Annotated in this window: 15 protein-coding genes and 4 pseudogenes; 13 read left to right on the forward strand and 6 right to left on the reverse strand. The window is 58.9% G+C overall.

Annotated elements, in window-relative coordinates:
• Nucleotides 1-10 precede the first annotated feature (10 nt).
• Nucleotides 11-667 carry a response regulator transcription factor gene (locus DC522_RS20710; RefSeq protein ID WP_116530531.1) on the forward strand — a complete coding sequence of 219 codons (657 nt, stop codon included), beginning with the start codon at nt 11-13 and terminating at the stop codon, nt 665-667.
• Here DC522_RS20710 and DC522_RS20715 read toward each other — a convergent pair.
• Nucleotides 653-1,120 (reverse strand): transposase DNA-binding-containing protein, encoded by a 468-nt coding sequence (locus DC522_RS20715; protein WP_245444372.1) that lies wholly within the window; start codon nt 1,118-1,120, stop codon nt 653-655. The genes DC522_RS20710 and DC522_RS20715 overlap by 15 nt on opposite strands.
• A 710-nt stretch (nt 1,121-1,830) precedes the next feature.
• Between DC522_RS20715 and DC522_RS36125 the strand changes: the two genes are divergently transcribed.
• The 6 genes and pseudogenes from DC522_RS36125 (at nt 1,831) to DC522_RS20740 (ending at nt 4,769) form a co-directional block, all read left to right on the forward strand.
• A complete protein-coding gene (locus DC522_RS36125; RefSeq protein ID WP_245444374.1) occupies nt 1,831-2,187 on the forward strand; it encodes a hypothetical protein in 357 nt (118 codons plus the stop codon).
• Nucleotides 2,188-2,216: 29 nt separating this feature from the next.
• The gene (locus tag DC522_RS36130) at nt 2,217-2,516 is read left to right on the forward strand and encodes a hypothetical protein (protein ID WP_245444376.1); all 300 of its coding nucleotides are present in this window, start codon (nt 2,217-2,219) and stop codon (nt 2,514-2,516) included.
• Nucleotides 2,517-2,554: 38 nt separating this feature from the next.
• On the forward strand, nt 2,555-2,917 hold the full coding sequence (locus DC522_RS36135) for a transposase (RefSeq protein WP_245444378.1): 363 nt from the start codon (nt 2,555-2,557) through the stop codon (nt 2,915-2,917).
• Nucleotides 2,918-3,300: 383 nt separating this feature from the next.
• Entirely contained in the window at nt 3,301-3,498 is a 198-nt protein-coding gene (locus tag DC522_RS20730) for a type II toxin-antitoxin system VapB family antitoxin (RefSeq protein WP_047190369.1), read from the forward strand.
• Nucleotides 3,495-3,863, forward strand: a complete 369-nt coding sequence (locus DC522_RS20735) for a type II toxin-antitoxin system VapC family toxin (protein WP_116530532.1) — start codon at nt 3,495-3,497, stop codon at nt 3,861-3,863. The genes DC522_RS20730 and DC522_RS20735 overlap by 4 nt, the downstream gene beginning before the upstream one ends.
• A 10-nt stretch (nt 3,864-3,873) precedes the next feature.
• Nucleotides 3,874-4,769, forward strand: a pseudogene (locus DC522_RS20740) (recombinase family protein).
• 539 nt (nt 4,770-5,308) lie between these two features.
• Here DC522_RS20740 and DC522_RS20750 read toward each other — a convergent pair.
• Nucleotides 5,309-5,554: a hypothetical protein gene (locus DC522_RS20750; protein WP_133239329.1), complete on the reverse strand. Its 246-nt coding sequence runs from the start codon at nt 5,552-5,554 to the stop codon at nt 5,309-5,311.
• Nucleotides 5,555-8,328: 2,774 nt separating this feature from the next.
• Between DC522_RS20750 and repA the strand changes: the two genes are divergently transcribed.
• The 5 genes from repA to DC522_RS20800 all read left to right on the forward strand — a co-directional run bounded on the left by repA (nt 8,329) and on the right by DC522_RS20800 (nt 13,534).
• Entirely contained in the window at nt 8,329-9,543 is a 1,215-nt protein-coding gene (gene repA, locus DC522_RS20780; RefSeq protein WP_245444382.1) for a plasmid partitioning protein RepA, read from the forward strand.
• Nucleotides 9,540-10,580 (forward strand): plasmid partitioning protein RepB, encoded by a 1,041-nt coding sequence (repB, locus tag DC522_RS20785; protein WP_116530540.1) that lies wholly within the window; start codon nt 9,540-9,542, stop codon nt 10,578-10,580. Before repA ends, repB begins: the two co-directional genes overlap by 4 nt.
• Nucleotides 10,581-10,772: 192 nt before the next feature.
• Nucleotides 10,773-10,913: a hypothetical protein gene (locus DC522_RS34965; RefSeq protein WP_165820234.1), complete on the forward strand. Its 141-nt coding sequence runs from the start codon at nt 10,773-10,775 to the stop codon at nt 10,911-10,913.
• 778 nt (nt 10,914-11,691) lie between these two features.
• Nucleotides 11,692-12,909, forward strand: a complete 1,218-nt coding sequence (gene repC / locus DC522_RS20795; RefSeq protein WP_116530553.1) for a plasmid replication protein RepC — start codon at nt 11,692-11,694, stop codon at nt 12,907-12,909.
• A gap of 295 nt (nt 12,910-13,204) precedes the next feature.
• Nucleotides 13,205-13,534 carry a WGR domain-containing protein gene (locus tag DC522_RS20800; protein WP_116530542.1) on the forward strand — a complete coding sequence of 110 codons (330 nt, stop codon included), beginning with the start codon at nt 13,205-13,207 and terminating at the stop codon, nt 13,532-13,534.
• 473 nt (nt 13,535-14,007) lie between these two features.
• On the opposite strand, the pseudogene DC522_RS20805 reads toward DC522_RS20800, so the two are convergent.
• The 4 genes and pseudogenes from DC522_RS20805 to DC522_RS20825 form a co-directional block, all read right to left on the reverse strand.
• Nucleotides 14,008-14,706: pseudogene (locus tag DC522_RS20805) on the reverse strand (IS6 family transposase).
• Nucleotides 14,707-14,798: 92 nt separating this feature from the next.
• Nucleotides 14,799-15,006, reverse strand: a pseudogene (locus DC522_RS20810) (Tn3 family transposase); the annotation flags it as partial.
• Nucleotides 15,007-16,533: 1,527 nt separating this feature from the next.
• Nucleotides 16,534-17,571, reverse strand: a complete 1,038-nt coding sequence (locus DC522_RS20820) for an IS110 family transposase (protein WP_116530544.1) — start codon at nt 17,569-17,571, stop codon at nt 16,534-16,536.
• 170 nt (nt 17,572-17,741) lie between these two features.
• Nucleotides 17,742-17,936, reverse strand: a pseudogene (locus DC522_RS20825) (DDE-type integrase/transposase/recombinase); the annotation flags it as partial.
• Between the two features lie 249 nt (nt 17,937-18,185).
• On the opposite strand from DC522_RS20825, the gene DC522_RS20830 reads away from it, so the two are divergent.
• Nucleotides 18,186-19,418 carry an IS110 family transposase gene (locus DC522_RS20830; RefSeq protein ID WP_116530545.1) on the forward strand — a complete coding sequence of 411 codons (1,233 nt, stop codon included), beginning with the start codon at nt 18,186-18,188 and terminating at the stop codon, nt 19,416-19,418.
• The last annotated feature ends 40 nt before the right edge of the window (nt 19,419-19,458 follow it).

Genomic DNA, 19,458 nt, shown 5'->3' on the forward strand with positions numbered 1-19,458 from the left:
GAGATGCCTCATGTCGCGCCGTTCAGCTCCATTGCCTGCGAACGCCGAAGAGCCGGTCATCTTTATCGTGGATGATGACGAAGCCCTATGCGATGCACTCGGAAGCCTGTTTCGCTCTGTCGGGCTCAAAGTCGAGATGTTCGGCTCGGCAACCGAATTGCTGCAGTTCAGATTTCCGGACGTGCCGAGTTGTTTGGTGCTCGACATCCGATTGCCACGGCTGAGTGGCCTCGATTTTCAGGCGGAAATGGCTAAAGCGAACATCAGAATCCCTGTCATTTTCATGACCGGTCATGGTGACATTCCAATGTCGGTGAAGGCCATGAAGGCTGGAGCGATCGATTTTCTGGCCAAGCCGTTCCGCGATCAGGATATGTTGGATGCGGTGGCTGTAGCGCTTGACCGTGACCGTCAACGGCGGCTTGCTGAGAAGCAATTGTCGAGCCTGCGGGCGAGCTTCGACGCCCTCACGCAGCGCGAGCGAGAGGTGATGGGCCTCGTTGCCACCGGTTTGATGAACAAGCAAATCGCGGGCGAACTAGGGGTCAGCGAAATTACCGTCAAGATTCATCGCGGTCACGTTATGCGGAAAATGGGAGCGCGGTCGCTTGCCGATCTGGTGAGAATGGTTGAGATGCTCGGAGCCAACTCGTCATTGTCCAAGTAAGCTCGGTCCAAGTAAGCTCGCAATCCACCGGATGCAGAGCAGGATCACCGTGCGGTCGATACCCCTGCCCTCGAACACGCCGCCCTCCGCTGCTGAGACTTCCGGCCGAGATTGCCTGGTCACGCCGACCGGCTCGGGCCGGACCCGGTGATAGGTGAACTCGGTGGTGTCGTGGAGGATGAGGATTGGCCGCTCGGTTGCGGTCACGCGGCTGGCCGTCGCCGCGAAGTGGCCAGCCAAGATCTCAGCTTCGCTGCCCTGATCATTGTCGAAAAAGCGATAAGCGGCCTTGGTGGCGGCCCAGTCCTGGCAGGCCTGCGGAAGGCTTGCTCCCATTACCCCGCCGAGCTGCTCCGAGAGCCGCCGCAGCCGCTGGCCCAGCCGCGAATCGGCAAAGGTTGATCCGGCCAGCTCCTCATCGAGCCACGAGGCGCCCTCGAGCATCGGATCCATGGCGCCACTCCATCCGAACGGATGCCTGGCAAGGAATCACGCCCGAGTCATGTCTCGCAAGCTGAAGCGACGCTCGCTCTGGAGATGTGGGTAAATGAAAGCAATCTGCCCCGCTTACCCTAAGGGCGTAACCGGGGCATTTTGGGGGCGAGGGATTCCTCCGACTGGACATTCATGATTCAATGCCGGCATGACCTCGCCGCCTGGTGGTCCCAACAAGCCGCTGTCTCAGATGGCCCTGCGCGAGCTGGTCTCGGATCTGGCCGGCAAGATCGATCGACTGGAGCACGAGCTCGAGCAGCTGCGCCTCGACAACAGCAACCTGCGCATCGACAACCAAGCCCTGAAGGATGAGATCGCAAGGCTCAAGAACCTGCCACCGCGCCCACCGTTCAAATCCTCCGGCATAGAGAAAGCCACTCAGCCGCAGCCCAACAGTCCGGGCCGCCGCCCAGGCCGCGGCGCCAAACGGGATCGAGTGACCCGCGAGGTGATGATCCGGGCCGAGGAGCCAGCCGGCTCGCGCTTCAAAGGCTACAAGACGGTCGTGCGGCGGGATCTCGTCATCGTCGCTGAGGTGGTGCGCTACAAGCGCGAGCGCTGGCTCAGGCCAGAGGGCAAACCATCATCGCGCCGCTGCCAGTCGGGGTCGCCGGCGGGTTCGGTCCCGGTGTGCGCCGATTCTGCTTCGCCCTGCACACGCAGGGCAGGTGACCACCGAATGGCTGACCGATCTTCTGAACGGCATCGGTCTTGCGATCTCCAAGCGGGAGGTGGTGCGCCTGCTCACCACCGATCTGGAGATGTTCGAACAGGAGGACCACGCGGTCCTGGAAGCCGGCCTGGTCTCCTCGCCTTACCTCACCGTCGACGATACCGGTGCGCGGCATGCCCGCCGCCCTGGGGTCACCACGCAGATCGGCGGCGAGCGCTTTTGTGTTTTCCGAACCAGCCGGTCGAAATCGCGTTTGAACTTCCTGACGCTGTTGCGGGCAGGCCGTGAGGATTACGTCGTCAACGAAGCCACACTGGACTATTTGCGTCGGCAGCCTATCGAGGTGCCGTGATCGCTGGTTTGAGGAAGCTCCAGGGCAGAGTGTTCAGCTCACAGTTGGAATGGCTGGAGCATCTGGCGTGGTGCTCGATCAACATCTTCGACCGGCCCCTACTCCAGACGCTGAACGAAGCCGCCACCTGGGGCGCGCTCCGGCAGCACGGGCTGATGGAGAACACCGTCATTGTCTCCGACGATGCTGGCCAGTTCTGGGCTGCCACGCATGCGCTGTGCTGGATCCGTGCGGAGCGGCACCTGCAGAAGCTGAGCCGGCCTCGCCCAAGCAGGCCAAAGCGGTGGAGCTGGACCGCCAGGCGATTTGGTGCTTTTACCGCAGTCTGAAGCTGTGGAAGCAGAGTCCTTCACCGGTAGGGAAGCGGGTGTTCCGGCGCCGGTTCGACAAGATCTTTGGCTTGCGCACGGGCTACAAGGAGCTCGACGCGCTGCTGGCCCGTCTGGCGCGGCGCAAGGACGAGCTGCTGCGGGTGCTCGAGCGGACAGAGATCCCGCTGCACACCAATGCATCGGAGGACGACCTGCGGGCCTGGGCGATCAAGCGCAAGATCTCCGGCGGCACGATGAGCGCCAATGGCCGCGTGGCGCGCGACGTGATGCTGGGGTTGCTGAAGACCTGCCGGAAGCTCGGGCTGTCGTTCTTCACCTATTTCGGGGACCGGCTTGGGCTCAACGGAGATCAGCCGAGAATTCCGCCACTCACCATTCTCGTGGCCCGAGCAGCCTGAGGCTTGGCCCCCCAAACTGCCCCGATTACCCCAAAGGCTACGCTACCGGGCAACTGCCAAGTTGTTGAGATAAAATGTGAGAACTCGAATGGTAGAAGCTAAACCCCAATTGACTATGGTCTGATGGACGGCTGCCCCCTGTTTTGCCGGGCTTCGTCGCGAGCCCCACCTGAGATCTCATCACGGGCGCTCAGGTACGACCTTGAGTGGCCGAAGCGGCTCAGAAGTCCTTGTTTTAGGCCATTTTAGCAGGCCAGAGGGAAGCGCTGCCCTCTTTGAGTGGTAAACGAAATCCCTCACCGGTCGTTTGCAAACGTGCTGCACATTGGCACTGGATTTGTCATCGAATGATGTTATTTTTGATGATAAGGAGACAGGCCCGAATGAGAACAACCGTTGCTCTTGACGATGATCTCGTCGCGAAAGCGCAAGCATTCACCGGCGTACAGGAGAAGTCTGCGTTGCTTCGCGAAGCGCTGAAAGCCTTGATCCAGCGCGAAAGTGCTCGCAGGCTCGCCCGGCTTGGCGGCAGTGAGCCTGATCTGAAGCCCATTCCGCGTCGGCAGACCGACAGCCAGTGATCATTGTCGACACCTCCGTTTGGATCGATCACCTGAGGGCCGGAGATCTTGGATTGACCGAACTGCTGGAGAACGGGCGTGTTCTGGCCCATCCGTTCGTCACAGGCGAAATCGCCCTCGGCAGTCTTCGCCAGCGCAGCGCTGTATTGGAGGCATTGCGTAGCCTCCCACAAGCCACGGTGGCCAGTGATGATGAGGCTCTAATGTTCATCGAGACGAGAAAGTTGTACGGCATCGGCATCGGCTATGTTGACGCCCACCTTCTCACGGCGGCGCAACTTACACCCGGGGTCACACTCTGGACTAGGGATCGGCGCCTGCGGGAGGCATCGATGCAGCTGCGGTTGTCTGCGGATCTCACGTGATGGCGCAGCGATGGTCCCCTCCCCTTCTGCCAAACGACGTCTGATCGGCTACGCCCGTGTTTCAACCGAAAACCAAGCAACAGACGCCCAGACGCTCGAGCTAAAGGCTGCCGGCTGCGCTGTGGTCACCAAGAGCAGGGATGCGGCGCCTCTCGGTCCCGCCCCGTCCTGGCATGCCTTCTCAAAGATATCCGCCCCGGAGACATCCTAACGGTGGTCCGTCTCGACCGCTTGGCCCGATCAGTGAGACACCTTCTGGAGGTCATCGAGACCTTGGAAGGACGCGGAGCGCACTTTCGATCCCTGCGCGACCCGATCGACACCTCGGCGCCTCAGGGCGTGTTCTCGCTGCAGGTCCTCGGCGCCGTGGCCCAGCTGGAACGATCGCTAATCTCCGAGCGCACGAAGGCTGGTCTGAGTGCGGCCAAGGCTCGGGGGGAAGATCCTCGGGAGCCCGGGTGTGCGGGAGCGTCGGCCTGACACCATCCGGCGTCTGGCTGGTGCGCGTGAGAAGCGTTACGTCGAACCCCTCATTGCGTCGTCCGGCCAGTGGATGCCGACGGTGAAACGGACGCGACCAGTTCACACATGGGACGACTTTGTCCGCGTCCTGAATGCCCGTGGCCCGGAGTGGAAGGTGGAGCGCCTTCGCCGGGCGGTCCGAGAGCTTGTGTCGCAGCGCATGGCCGATTCGGTGCTTCGAAAAAAGTCCCCTCCTCGCTCGCCAGATGGTCGCCTCATGACGTTGATTGCTGGCATTGCGATGGCCGACCCGGATCTCTCCCTCCGAGGCATCGCAGCCCAGATCCAGCAATTGCGGGAGCGAACACCCCGCGGGGGGCAAAATGGAATGCCTCATCGGTCAAGCAGCAGCTCGATAATGCGAAACGGTTGGGTCTAGCCTAATTCGCTCCCCTTCCCCAAAGAGTAGACAGCAAGTGATGGCGGCGGATTAGAGTAGGAGCCTGTAATACCACTGTTGATGGAGGCTCTTGTGGAACGGCCCTCTCCTCTTTCAGAGAAGCTCTCGGTTCGTGTCCCACCCAGGACCAAGAGGCGGCTTGAGGCACTCTGTGTTGATGAGAGCCAGGCGGAGTTCTTGCGTCGGATCGTTCTGGATTCTCGACAGGGTTGAAGAGTCAGCTCCGATCGAGGAATGGGACGACTATGGTGTGGTCCAAAGGCAACTCATCAGCGCCTTGGCCGACATTGATCTCCATCCCAATGCGAGGCCGGCAGGGATCGCACCGGCGGTGAAGCAGCGGCGCGATAAGGGAAGATTGTAAGAATATATCCCTCCGGTGGCTTAGCTTTGGCGCGAGCCCATAGTGCTGCGGGTCTGCCTCTTTGGCAGTTGTCTCACCGGTATATGGCGGCTCTCCGCAGGCTTTTATGACATCAACGCCGTTGTTCATCCATTGACGTTATTCGTGGTGTCCTGTGAGCTAAACGATCAACGCCACTGCAAGGTAACGATATGACGACTTTCCCCTGAAGAGATCATCGCAGCCGCCGTCTCCCACCTCGCGAACTTGGCCGAGTGCCTGCGTTCGCTCGATCTCAGCGATCAGGTGGTTGCTGATGTTGTTTGCCGCAGCAACGAAGGGCTCGGCGGGTATGGTCCTCTCTGGCTCGTCGAATACAGTCAGGCCCTCTGGGCTGTCCCACTCGATCTTGTGCTCTCCGGCCAAGTCTTGCTCGTGCTCAATGTTCATGGGCGCTTAGAACACGGTACTGGCATCTTATCAGATCTCGACGACCTTCACCGCAACTCGATCCCGGCGTGGAGTCATCGGATACCGAAGCGGTTTGCGCCGGACCCGGATCAAGTGCCCGTCGCGGGCCGGAACAACGTAGCCGAATGGAGTGGGTACTTGACCATGGATCCAGAGGGTAGTCTTTGGAAAGCGGTTCGGATCGAGGTTGTTCACGAAGAACGGGTTCAACACGTCGTGCTAAAAATCCTCGTGAACCGAACCTGAGAATGGCTCAGATACGTGATGATGACGTCCGCCCTCGCGTGTTCGAAGACGCAGAGATGGTCTAGGTGGAGATTATTCCACCTCTCTACGGTCGCACCTTCAATCTTGATGAAGTCAGGAAATCGGGAGGCCTCTCGGATCGTGCTGCTAAACAAGTGGGGCGAGAGTGTTGCCGCGGCAAACAGCACGCCCTGCATCGCGACTACGGCACCACCATTTTTGGCGAGCCCGAACCGTGGAAGTCGTGGTTTCCGTTCACATGGATGACGGAGAGGCCGAATTGCCGCTCGATGCGCGCGGTACTTCTAAGCGGACAACTTGACTCTGGTGCGAATCGCTAGCCATGACGAGCACGTCGATTGGAAGGACCTGTGATAGAGACAGACCACCATAGACCGGGAACATCGTTTTGGGTTGATTGGGCGGCCGTCGTTGTGCTCGTCGAGAAGAGGGTCGGCGTTGCAGGCGATGCGGTTTACCAGACGAGGGAGGTTTGCAACTCACCTCACGGATGAGAATGGCACTTGATTGAGGGTTTGCCGCGGCAAACCTTTCAAGCCGTGTTCCATCCTTCGGGTGGTGATTCTTCAGTTCGGATACGGTTTTCGTCGCCCAACCCTACTGGTAGACCGCCGATTCGGGGATTCACGACCGTTTCGCAGCCCAAGGCTTGGAACGGCCACAAGCAAGCTCGCGCCGGTGTCGAAGCTGAAAGTTTGCCGCGGCAAACTTTTTAACGGTGTATCAGGACATCGATTTGGTCGGGTAGGGGTTTTCAGGCTCAAATAGCCTCCCTGAACCTATACTCACGCGTCAGCAAGACGAGGCCCAAGACTTTGCTGCGGCAAGCGCCACGAGATAGGCCCACCAGCTTTCGGTCCTAGCTTGGCTACAATAAACACCCACCTTGTCCACTTGCGGATGGATGCCCATCGATTGCAGAAAAGCAAAAACCGGCAGCCCCAGGAATATCAAAAGCCTCTTGTGCCGTACTCGTAACCGTTCTGACCGGACTATCATCGGTAGGCAGGAGCGCGGAGATAACCGCCGCTCAAAGGCCAGGCTCAGTAACTCTCATCATCAAAGTCAAAGGGAGGATCGCCGCGGGTGATGAGATTAAGTTTCGAACAGCGATGCATGGAAAGACGCGCGGGGTAGTCCTATTTGCGAGCCGGTCGGAAATCTGCTCGCCGGCCTCCGGATAGGGAATGAGATTCCGAACGCTAGATACTCAACCGGCGTATTGGCGGACGCTGGATGTGCCTCAGTCTGTGCTCTTGTCTCGCTCGCCGGTTTGCCGCGGCAAATTCAGGCAGAAGGGAAGATCGGTTTCCATGCTGCGTTCGTCGCGGGGCCCGACGGCAGCTGAGAGACCGGAGCAGGAAACGCATTGATTGGAGCATACCTCGAGCGTTTGAAAATAAATGAATCGATGGTGGTCTATCTCACCAGCGCTCCGCCAGAGGGAATGCAGTGGCCAACAATAGAAGACGGCGAACGCGTCGGTATCGAATTCGCAATTCTCGGAAAGGGCGTTGGTCTCGAACGCCGGTCGCAGGTCAGCCAAGCCCCGTCAATTCAGCCACGTCCCGAAGCGCCACCAAAATTCAGCCCAGACCAGGTCACGCCAGCCTCGGCGCGCGCGTCAGTCTAAGGCGTGAACAGTCCAAAACCGCGCTGCAGCATAGCCCGATCGGTGCCGCGCTCGAAGTGGTCCGACCGAAAGACTTCCACCGAGCGGTCCAGATCTTGTTCGACGGATACACGAGGGGTGACTCGCTGAAGACCATAAGGCCGCAACTCTTCTAAATCGCAGCGCCATACATCTGGAAAAAGCCGGCTTAGGCCGACGAGGCTGTCCTCGTTGAGTGGCATGGCTATCATTATCGCGATTTTGTACGCCGGGGACCCCGAGAACTGAAGAGGTGCGCGAGGAATGATTACCACCAATTGGTTCAGCTAACCATGAGCGATGAACAAATGACTGCGTTCATGCAGAAGCTCCTCCGACCGCAGGTTGGCAGGACGAGTTCGATGTCAGAGGAGCAGGCGAAAAAGCTCATTACAAGTGTCATGTCGTCTGTGATCAATCGAAACCGAGAACGCATCCTCGCAAGGGCGCCGCTGTACAACGACGCCTGGTCGTGTATATCGCAGTCGTTGGAAAACCCGACAACACTCGACGAGCTCCGCCTCCTTTGCGATCTCAAATTAAGGGCAGAGAGAGCGCTGCTCTCCCGCCCTGATACCGTCCGGGCTGCCCTGGCACGGCTTATTCTACAGATCGCAAACTCCAACAGGCGTGACCCCAGGCGCTGAAATTTGTGCCGGCAAACATAGTGTGCTCAACCGCTTCCGACGTTAACCTTTTGTTAGCACAAAACGAATTGCTCCTGCTACTCGAATCGACGTAGCTTGCCATCTGCGGAAAAATGCGCAATCTGCCCTCAATTCCGCAGATGCGAGCAAAGGGGAAAAACAGCGTGCCAAGCACAAAGAGCACCGAAAGTCCAAAGCCGACAGAGCTTCGCACCGTCGTCCAGGCTCATGCTGCTGATCTGTCACGGCAACTGCAGCTCCATATTCGGAATTCGTTTCCTCCATCGTCCGACAAGACGATCCGCAACTTTTCCCCGTCCGAGGTCGCAAAGCTGCTGGGCATTCACGAGGGATATCTGCGCCAAGTCGCTTCAGAGGGGAGGGGACCTGTCCCTGTAACTGTGAACGGTCGCCGTTCGTATTCGGTGCAGGACATCCACGAGCTTCGCAAGGTTCTCGATCAAGGGTCACGCGGCACGCGTCGATATCTGCCTTACCGCACTGGCAGCGAACACCTGCAAGTCATCTCAGTAATGAACTTCAAGGGTGGCAGTGGGAAAACAACTACAACGGCGCACCTAGCCCAATATCTTGCTCTCCGCGGCTACCGCGTGCTCGCGATTGACCTTGATCCGCAGGCAAGTTTGACGGCGCTGTTCGGTGTTCAGCCTGAACTGGACGTCGGATCCAACGAAACGCTTTACGGTGCGCTCCGATACGACGATGAGCGCCGGCCGATCTCGGAAATCGTGCAGGCGTCGTACATTCCTGATCTCCATTTTATCCCGGGCAACCTGGAGCTCATGGAGTTCGAGCATGACACACCTCGCGCTCTTATGACCCGCAAAGCGGGCGATACTCTTTTCTTCGCGCGCATCGGCCAAGCGCTGGCAGAGGTGCAGGATCTCTATGATGTCGTTGTAATCGACTGCCCGCCGCAGCTCGGCTACCTAACGCTCTCCGCACTCAGCGCTGCAACGGGTGTAATCATCACCGTGCATCCGCAAATGCTCGACGTCATGTCGATGAACCAGTTCCTGATCATGACCGGCGACCTCCTCGAGGAAATCGGAAAAGCTGGCGGCTCAGGCAGCTTCGACTTCATGAACTATCTCATCACCCGGTTCGAGCCTGGTGATGGGCCGCAGAACCAGATGGTTGCATTCCTGCGCTCTATCTTCGGATCGGCCGTACTCAACCATCCGATGCTCAAGAGCACGGCGGTGTCTGATGCGGGCATCACGAACCAAACTCTGTTTGAAGTGGACCGTCAGCAGTTCACTCGCACGACATACGATCGCGCCATTGAATCCGTCACGAGCGTGAATGCTGAGATCGAAGCGCTCATCAATAAGGCCTGGGGGAGGGCTGCGGCATGAGAAAAGGAATTCTGATTGCACGTACCGCATCCGAAGACACTCCGGTCGAGCCGGCTGGTGATACCGAAGCACGCGCTCCGAGAAACCGTCTGCGACCGCTGTTGAATGCGCCAGGCCTTGTCACTGATCCCGCAGCGCGTCCTGTAGGTGCCCTAGGCCAATCGCTCAATGAGTTTCAGGCCAAGGCACAGCGTGCGGAGGAGATTGAGCAAAAGCTCGCGCAGGGGCAATCTGTCGTTGATCTCGACCCCATGTTGGTCGACCCCTCGTTTGTTACTGATCGCCTTCCGAATACAGACGACGCTCATCAGCGTCTCGTTGAGGCGATCCGCGAAAACGGTCAGCTCATCCCCATTCTCGTGCGGCCTCATCCGGAGAAGGATGGCCACTATCAGGTCGCATTTGGACACCGGCGCCTACGGGCTGTTAAGGAGCTGGGGCGCCAGGTTCGTGCGATCGTCCGTAATCTGAGTGACGAAGAGCTCGTCATTGCTCAGGGCCAGGAAAACAACGAGCGAGAGGACTTGTCGTTCATTGAGCGAGCGCTCTTTGCACACCATCTCGAACGCAAGGGTTTCAGCCGCGCAACAATCACAGCGGCTTTGTCCGTTCACAAGACGGACCTCTCGACGATGCTGTCTATTGTCGCGCGAATTCCGTCTGCTCTCATCGATGCAATTGGGCCCGCTTCCAAGACCGGGCGGCGCTCGTGGATGGCGCTCGCAGATGCGCTGAAAGGAAAGTCTGAGATCAAGAAAGCGGAGGCAGCCGCCTCATCTGACAACTTCAATGCGCTCGATAGCGATGCCCGCTTCGCCGCTATCGCGAAGGCTCTCACAACACCTAAGGCGATAGGTGCCCCTATCACCATCAAGGACCCGAAAGGCCGTCAATTCGCACGCGCTGAGCGGACGAGTTCAGCCACCGTCTTGAAGATCGATGAGAAGGCTGCACCTGCGTTCGGCCAATACCTGCTCGACAAGTTGCCAGAGCTGCTCGCAGCCTTCGAATCGGAGCGCCAGAGGACTGACGGTTAACAGGAAGTGAAGTTTTCCAGAGAAAAATGGTCCGATTCTGATTCAATCTTGCATTTTGACTCCACTGCAACTTCGAATCGTGCGTTCCTCGTTATGCACGAGAGAAGATGGTTGGCTGTGATGTCGGACACAAGAGCGATTGAACGGACAAAGCGCTTCCGCAAGCTGCGGCGAGAGAGGGGAGATCGGGAGATGAACGTCTGGGTCTCCACCGCTGTTGCTGCTGCTCTTGATGAGGCTGTTTTAGCGGGTCAGTTCAAGACGCGGCAGGACGCCATCCACGCAGCTCTCGCAGCTGCTTTTGTCCGTAAGGAGGTAAACCTCACCAGTTAGTCAATCAGGCAAAGCAAAAGGCCTCGAAGCTGGAAACTTCGAGGCCTTTGGAGTTACCGAGGGCCGGCAACAAGTGTCCTGAACAAGCACTTTATGCCATCCCGACAGTCCGTAGTCAATGAACATCGGCTTCCGGTGAACGCTCTTGCTTTGCCCTCAAAAGGAGGGTGCGGTGCTCGCAGCATCGTTCAAGAGCTGGGCTCTCCCAGCGCACAGCATAAGAGATAGCAGCAGTAACGCTGGCGGTTCTCCTAACAGATACACGGTCATCAGCCAGCGCCCCGCCAGGCTGAGCGTACCCGTGCATCCTTCTGCGAGCAAGATATCGAACCGGCCTCTCAGCAAATCTGAGAGCGGATGTATCTCCGGCCGAGACTGGTCCGGATTTTTGATTTCTCCGCTCGGAATTCCTGAGGAGTTTCAAAGGCTTTATTGTTCTTACCTCCCCGATAACTTTGTGGAGGCATGGACGAAGTCCTATCGGCCGATTCTCGTGCGCAGCAATGAGACAGCCGATCAGGTCACACGGGAAATCAACCAGAGGAGAAGCGCCACGGCGTGACGACGTAGGAAAAGCAAAGGCCTCCGAAGCGGCAACTCCGAAGGCCTTAGAAATCAGTGGGACAATGAAGCCCGACACAGCTTCAGAGTCCCATACAGCGAATCCGGTGTCAACGGAGAAACGGCAATTTCTCCGAACATCTGAGCTTTGCCTATCACCTCAAGAGCCTCACAGCTTTTGGGATCGGACACGCTTGGCCTGAAAAAGGTCAACGCCATGACGGTGCATCAATCGACAACACCCTTCGGCCGGCGGCCCTTGTCGCTGGCCATGGTGGCCGCGCGAGCGGTTTCAGAGGCCGGGCCCAAGGACGCCCTGGCTGAGAAGTGGAAGGTCTTCGACAACCTCCGGGAAGCCAAAACGGCCCTCGGCATCTCCGATCGGGCGCTGAGCGTGCTCAATGCGCTCCTGACATTCCACCAGGACACTACGCTGCAGCTTGGCTCGGATCTGATCGTCTTTCCATCCAACAAGGCCCTGACGTTCCGGGCCAATGGCATGTCGCCCTCTACGCTGCGGCGCCACCTGGCAGCTCTCGTTCAAGCTGGCCTGGTGATCCGTCGCGACAGCCCGAATGGAAAGCGGTATGCCCGAAAAGGGGAGGGGGGTTCGATCGAGCAGGCGTTTGGCTTCGATCTCTCGCCGCTCGTGGCCCGTGCTGCGGAATTCGAGAGTCTGGCTGAACAAGCACGAGCCGAGAGGAAGGCGCGATACCTGCTGCGGGAAGAGATCACGGTGCTCCGGCGGGACATCTCCAAAACGATTGCTGTTGCGCTCGAGGAGGACCTCGCCGGCCCGTGGAACGACCTTCTTGCGCGATTTGACGCTCTCAACGGGACACCGCCCCGCAGCGCAGAGATCGCTACTCTGGAAGCCATCGCTGCCAATTTGCGGGCTCTTTGGGCTGATGTGGACAACATCCTGAAAACTCAGCTCAAAATTAAAAGTATGAGCGCCAATGAGTCCCAAAATGGGCGTCACTATCATAGTTCAAAACCAAACCCCTTTTTAGATTCTGAACAAAGCCTTCAAAAAAGGCTGGAAGAAACGGCGGCGCCAGAACCTGAAGCCAAGAAGCCTCCCATCAGGGCTTTTTCTCTGAGCCTAGTCCTGCAGGCGTGTCCGGACATCGCGATGTACACGAAGGGAGGGCAGGGGATCTCGACCTGGCGTGAGCTCATCACCGCAGCCGGTTTGGCAAGAGGTGCCTTGGGGATCAGTCCCTCCGCCTGGGAGGATGCCTGTGCCGTCATGGGCGATGAAGACGCCGCGATCGTGATTGCCGCGATCCTGCAGCGGTCCGAGATGATCGTGAGCGCCGGCGGTTACCTGCGAAATCTGACCGAGCGGGCGCGAGAGGGGAAGTTCTCGGTCGGTCCTATGGTCATGGCTCTCCTTCGGGTCGCTGCGGGTGGTGGGAGAAAATCAGCATGACGCGAATGCAGCGCCTTGGAAGAGAGTGGCTGACATACGCCCGCGTCGTTCAGCAAGAGGGCACTTGCACAGCCCAACTCATTACGAACACTTATGCCGGAAGGTGATACTTCGTCGATGGACGAGAGCGAAAGGGAAAGCTCGCTGGAATCGGGCATGGCGCTTCAGGCAGGCTCGTCCAGTCGCGCGAACAAGCTCAAAGGACACGATGCATCACGGGTGTGAATCAGTTGGCCCGTGACTGATTCCAGCTTTTCATTAGACCTCGAGCCTGAGGATCACGACACTTGAGCTCATGTCAGACAAGCTCAATGTCCTTGTTTTGGAACGCTGTGATCCATCACAGAACGTGTCGCGCTTTTACGTTCTGCGCATCGAGCCGTCACTCTTTGGTGACCCCACCCTGGTTCGGGAGTGGGGTCGGATTGGCCAGCGCGGTCGCCAGCGGATTGAAATTCATCAAACAAACGATAGCGCAGTCGAAGCCTTAGAAACTTGGCTTCGCCGCAAGCAGCGCCGCGGCTACCAAGTGCGCGGGCTTGTAGATAATGGCGGAGGTGGCCCGCTCTCGACAGAATACCGTCTGGCACAAGCATTTGGAAATGGCTCGCCATTCCAGCCCTGATGGATCATCCTTTGATTTGGAGCACGAGTCCTATTGCGTACGTTTCTGGTCACAGCAGTTGCCTCGCCCCCTTGTACATTGATCGGGCTCCCTTAAACTGATCGTTTGGAGACGTTTCTCAAGTCATTCTGTTAACCAGCTGGAGAGCGCAGGGCTTTCACACAGTCGGCGAAAGTGCTTTGAAAACAAAGACTTTAGCGGCTCGGCTTGCGACGAGAGGCCTACATGGCCGCCCATAATTAGACCTCAGACAAAGTAGTTCACGATGCAGCCGCATAAAACGGCGCACATCCGTCTATTAGACCGTAGCCAGTTCCTGATTAACTTCATCTGCTGCACTCGCCTCTAGCGCTCTCAAAGGCTTAGCAGTACGCCAGAGCGTGGCCTTTAGGGGTAAGCGGGGTAAGCGGGGCAGATGGTTCTGTCGCAAATCCGGGGCAGGGATGAGAGAATGGTAGGTCTTCGCTACGCGCTCATGCAGCGAGCTGCTCGAATTGCTCGGCGAGTGACAGCTGCTGATTGCAGGCATATTTCGCCTGCTGTTTGCGCAGCATATGGATCAACTCGATGCCACCCAGGATCACGCGGGCGCTGTCAACGGACTTGAAGCCGAGCATCGATCGCACGCAGCGCTTGACGGCGCGGTGATCCTGCTCAATGCGGTTATTGAGGTATTGACTCTGCCTGATCCGGATCGGCTTGAGCCGACGCCTTGAATGGTCCTGCAGCCGGCTCTCGGCATCACACGAAAGGATGGCTTCCCGATTGGTCTGGCTGCCGTCGATCACGATCCTCTCGGGTCGGCCATGCCGTTTGAGCGCCTCGCGCAGGAACCGTCTGGCAGCAGTGAGGTTGCGCCGCTCGCTGAACCAGAACTCGACAGTATCGCCATTGCTGTCGATGGCCCGATAGAGATATTTCCATTGGCCTCAGACTTTGATGTAAGTCTCATCCACGTGCCACTTGGCAGTGACGGCTCGCTTGCGTGCATTGAAGCGCTTCAGAAGTTCAGGCGAGTAGCGGACAATCCGTCTGTGAATGGTCGCGTGATCGACGGAGATTCCTCGCTCGGCCATCATCTCCTCAAGATTGCGCAGGCTTAGGTTGTACGCCAGATACCACCGGACGCAGAGCAGGATCACCGATCGATCAAAATGCCTGCCCTTGAACACTGCGTCCTCCACTACCGTGACCACGGTCTCAGTAGCTGAAACTCTGAAACAAATTGTTGCGACAGATCCGACTGACGTGCTACCAGCCGAGGGGGGGTAATGTGCTTGATGACGTCGGGCGGCGTGGGAATGCCCTCCCGGTTGAGCTCGGCGAACGCCGGTTCGAGATAGAGCGTGTTCCAGTAGACGATGGCGTTGATCAGCAGGTTCAGCCCGGACGCTCGGTAGAACTGGCTCTCGAAGGTCCGGTCGCGCGAAGGTCCGGTCGCGCAATTCTCCGAGACGATTGAAGAACAGCGCGGGCCTCGCTCCTACTCTGTAGGCAAGCCCGCACCCGGTTCCGCAGATCAAAGGCCAGAGTCGAAAGAGGGCCTTATACGAATAAGCCCCTCTTCTCGGAATTCGGCAGTGTGAGGCACGCCCATCATCAAAAAGGTTGTTGTCGGCACCTCCGCGGTTGGCATAAGCCCCTTGGCTCTTAGCATGTTCATCTGGTCTTCTGAGGCCGTCTGAGGAGCTAAGACCCAGTGGTCCCACGCAGGAAGTCCGCAATTCGTAACGAAATCTTTAAGTTCAGCCGGCGCGGCCCCTGCGGATGAGGACGGCCCAGCCTGCGATGGCCCAGCCTGCGACGTTCCAGCTTGCGGTCCCGCGGCGTCCACATGCTGCCATATCAGATCTTGATCGTATTCGGGCACGTCCTGCAGCGCCCGAGCATGCGGTTGCTGCTCGCTAGGCTGGGGAGACCTTTCCCTGTCAGCGATCAATGGGGCGGGAGAGGCTGTAGACCGCGTATACAGGTCATCCTGCCAATCAAACGGTGATGGATAAGGATTCGCCGAATCCAAATACTGCGAGTAGGGATGCCCCGTGTCCAAATATGGCGAATAGGCTTCTCCCCGCGGCACTAGTGAGTCAGCAGCATGTGGCGGAGGGCTATGTTGAAATCCGCTCAGCTGGTGAGCAAATGCCCTTTCGTTGGCGGCTGGTGGAGAGCCGGGCTGTGGGCTAGCGTTTAATGGGTTGATTGAATTGATATTCATCCTGTTTCTCCTTTGAATATGGAGCGCCTCGAGCCTTTCCGATGCGATGGCGGCACAATCCCCCAGCAATGGTAAGAGAGATACCTGTCGAGAAGCTGACAATCAGATGGACCGAATGCCAATAAGACCGCACTGATGTCCGCGGGACGTCATGTCATATTGCCAAATTCATTCTGGACGGGCCGACGCTCGCGCACGAAGCTGTCCTGGCGCGGCGCGTCAAAAGAAGGGTCTCCTATCGCCCATCTTGAATGATCGTGGTCGCGGCGCCGTGAAACAACCTCAGCACCGAGTCCTCCGGCGGCTTGTCGGCGGCGTCACCTCCTAGCCTGAGTTTCTCAAAGTAAGAGGTGCATCGACCCCGCGACTCTGAAAAACCCTTTAGTTACCCAGGCTTACCGGATTCGCCAAGGAGGTCCGATGCAAACACACTGTGTGTCCACGCAGCTCGAATTTGAAGACTTCGATGGCCACAAAGTGGTCGGGTTCTTCTCTATTCGGCGATTTGAGGTCAAGCGCTTTTCAGGCCTTCCACGTTGCCGATGTTTGACGTCACTCGCGGGTCCTTGCTTCTCTTCGGGATCAGCTCTCGGGCTCTCCCATGATGGGATCAGAAGAACGAGGCAGTCCAATCTGTCGCGCGTTCTGATCGCGCCAGGCGCGACCGACACAAGAACCCTAGCGAACTCACCTCATCCATCGTCCCGCAAGGGGCGTCTCTCCATCGGCTGGCGGAAACTCGTCTAGCTTTCTGTTCGTGTGACAGGCTGTTCCAACGGGCCGATCAGGCGGTCGCCACGGCACTCTCCTTTGTCCAGCGGAACTCGGTGCCATCGCTCCAGAGGCGGTGCATGATCACGGCCAAGCGACGCGCCAGAGCCACGATGGCCTTTTGCAGGCCGCGCCGTCGGGCCACGGTCATGGCCCAGGCCTTCAGCCACGACCATTTCTGCACCCGGGTCAGCAGCACCTGAGCCGCCTCATAGAGAAGCGCTCGCATCATGGCATCGCCGCACAGTGAGACCCGCCCGATGCGACTGCTCTCGCCGGACTGGTTGAGAACCGGCGTCAGCCCCAGAGCGGGGCCAACCGCCTTGGAATTCTTGAACCGCGCCGGAATGTCGATCGTGGCGCTAAAGGCCAACGACACCACGGGGCCGACACCGGGAATGGTCATCAGGCGCCGGCAGACGTCATCCTCCCGGACCATTGCCAACACTTTGCGGAAAAGAGTAGCCAAGCGCTCCCGCAGGCTCTGACGGGCCTCGAGGAGGCAAGCCATGATGTCAGCCAGCTCCGGCAGGTCGGCCACGAGCTCGCGGATCCGGTCCTCGAATTTGACTTTGCCAATGATCCCAACCTTAAGCCCAAAGTTGCGCAGCAGACCGCGGATGTCGTTCTCGATGGCAATGGCTTTCTCCTGCAACAACGTGCGGGCCGTCAGCAGGGCGCGTCGGTTCTGGCTGGTGAGCGTCTTCACATGCACAGGTCGGAACAGGTTGACGCGCATCATCTGAGCAATGCCGCGAGCATCGTTGCGGTCGGTCTTGTTCACTGGCGCCTTCAGGAAGGCCTTGGTGTGGCGCGTCTCGATGCAGATGACCGGCAGCCCGGCCATGGCCAGCCCGCTATAGAGCCATTGTGACAGTGGGCCGGCTTCGAGCCCGACTCGCTCGAGCCGCCAGGCCGGATCCCGGAGCACCTGCACCAGGTCGTCTGGATGGCTGGTCACCTTCAGTTCGCGACAGACCCTGCCCGTCTCGTCCAGAATGCACAACGAAGTCTCTTTGACCGAGACGTCGAGGCCGGCATAATGCTTCATGCTGCGCTTCTCCCCCTGATGCTTGTGGCGGGTCCTACCCAGACCACGGTGTACCATCAGCCTGAAGCGCAGCACCTCCGACAGTCGATGAAGATGGCGCGAAGCCGAATACCCCATCTGTCGCAATTTCTGGCGATAGACACAGAACTGCCAGAGTGAACGGTAGGCGCTTATGCGGTGAGCCGCTCGAACTGCTCGGCGAGCGACAGTTGCTGGTTTTGGGCGTAGTGAGCCTGTCCTTTTCGCATCATGTGGACCATCTCGATCCCACTCAACACGGCCCGAGCGCTGTCTAATGACTTGAACCCAGGCATTGGGCGAACCCGCCTTTTGATGGCACGATGGTCCTGCTCAATGCGATTGTTATCGGGCATGAATAGGCGCGACACCTCGATCCGCTTTTCAGACAGCTGAAGGGTCGGTTACCCTCAGCAGACCGGGATAGGGGTGTCGGGAGCACGTAAGGTGGGCAGGCCGAAAGTACCTCTGAGCTGAGAGCTCGTGTTGTTATCTGGCCGCCCCTTCGACTGGCCCGGGTGCGCTGCGAGCGCGGATCCGTAGGTGTCGTGTGGCCCGCTGGCTCCCGAGGTTGTGCAACCGAACAGGAGCTGGAGATGAGGATCATTGCTCTCGATGTCCACCGGTCCTTCGCTCAGATGGCAATCCTAGAGAAGGGAGTTATCCGGGATGCCGGAAAGGTCAATCTCGAACGCAACCGCTTGCTGCGGTTTGCCCAGTCACTGAAGCCGGACGACGAGATCGTCCTGGAGGCGACCGGCAACACCAGCGCCATCGTGCGCCTGCTGTCGCCGTTCGTGGCACGCGTGGTGATTGCCAATCCCAACCTGGTGCGGGCAATCGCCTGGGCCAAGGTCAAGACCGATAAGATCGATGCCCGGGTGCTCGCAAAGCTCCATGCGAGTGGGTTTTTACCCGAAGTCTGGATGCCGGACGAGGAGACCGAGACACGCCGGCGTGTCACGGCCGAACGCACTCAGCTGGTCACGCAGATGACCCGGCTCAAGAACCGGATCCACTCGGTTCTGCACGCCCACCTGATCCCACCCTACCCAGGAAACCTGTTCTCGCAGCGCGGGAGGGCCTGGTTGGAGGCCCTCCCGCTCGCCGAGGATCAGCGCCGTGTGATCCTGCGCCATGCCGGTGAGCTGGATCGGCTCAGCGCTGAACTTGTGGAACTGGACAAGAGCCTCGCCCAGAAGGCGCTCGACGATCCGCAGGTCAGGCGGTTGATGACGATCACAGGGGTGAATGCCACGGTGGCCATGAGCGTCCTGGCGGCGATCGGCGACATCAATCGCTTCTCCTCACCGCAAAAGCTCGTGAGCTACTTCGGTCTCAATCCGAAGGTGCGGCAGTCGGGCGACAAGCCCGCCTACCATGGCCGGATCAGCAAGCAGGGACGCGCTCATGCCCGCTCGATGCTGGTCGAGGCCGCTTGGGTGATCTCCGGCGTACCAGGCCCACTGCGGGCCTTCTTCGTGCGCATCAGGAACAAACGCGGCAAGTCAGTGGCTGCCGTGGCAACGGCACGCAAGCTGGCGGTGATCGTCTGGCATATGCTGAGCAAGACTGAAGACTACACCTGGAGCCGGCCGGCGCTGCTGCAGTGGAAATTGCGACACCTGGAACTGGCAGCGGGGTATCCATCGCACCGTGGTGGCAGGCAAAAAGGATCCGCTGCCGCGTACAGCAAGAAGGCAGTGCGGGAGGCGGAGCGGGAGATGGTCGGTGAGGCCGAAGAAGCCTACCGGCGCTTTGTGGCTGGCTGGAAACAGCGATTGCCGAAAGGGTGCTCGGGTGCCGCCAATGAGGTGCGACGATCCTAAGCTGCGCGGCAGGGTTGCAACCTCACGCCCTGCTCTTCGC

The organism is Microvirga sp. KLBC 81 (assembly GCF_003075415.1).
Taxonomy (GTDB): domain Bacteria; phylum Pseudomonadota; class Alphaproteobacteria; order Rhizobiales; family Beijerinckiaceae; genus Microvirga.

What these genes read in the sequence shown, in the direction of transcription:
- DC522_RS20710 (WP_116530531.1), top strand. Translation starts at nt 11, where the DNA reads ATGTCGCGCCGTTCAGCTCCATTGCCTGCGAACGCCGAAGAGCCGGTC.
- DC522_RS20715 (WP_245444372.1), bottom strand. Translation starts at nt 1,120, where the DNA reads ATGGATCCGATGCTCGAGGGCGCCTCGTGGCTCGATGAGGAGCTGGCC.
- DC522_RS20730 (WP_047190369.1), top strand. Translation starts at nt 3,301, where the DNA reads ATGAGAACAACCGTTGCTCTTGACGATGATCTCGTCGCGAAAGCGCAA.
- repB (WP_116530540.1), top strand. Translation starts at nt 9,540, where the DNA reads ATGAGAAAAGGAATTCTGATTGCACGTACCGCATCCGAAGACACTCCG.
- DC522_RS34965 (WP_165820234.1), top strand. Translation starts at nt 10,773, where the DNA reads ATGAACGTCTGGGTCTCCACCGCTGTTGCTGCTGCTCTTGATGAGGCT.
- repC (WP_116530553.1), top strand. Translation starts at nt 11,692, where the DNA reads ATGACGGTGCATCAATCGACAACACCCTTCGGCCGGCGGCCCTTGTCG.
- DC522_RS20800 (WP_116530542.1), top strand. Translation starts at nt 13,205, where the DNA reads ATGTCAGACAAGCTCAATGTCCTTGTTTTGGAACGCTGTGATCCATCA.
- DC522_RS20820 (WP_116530544.1), bottom strand. Translation starts at nt 17,571, where the DNA reads ATGAAGCATTATGCCGGCCTCGACGTCTCGGTCAAAGAGACTTCGTTG.
- DC522_RS20830 (WP_116530545.1), top strand. Translation starts at nt 18,186, where the DNA reads ATGAGGATCATTGCTCTCGATGTCCACCGGTCCTTCGCTCAGATGGCA.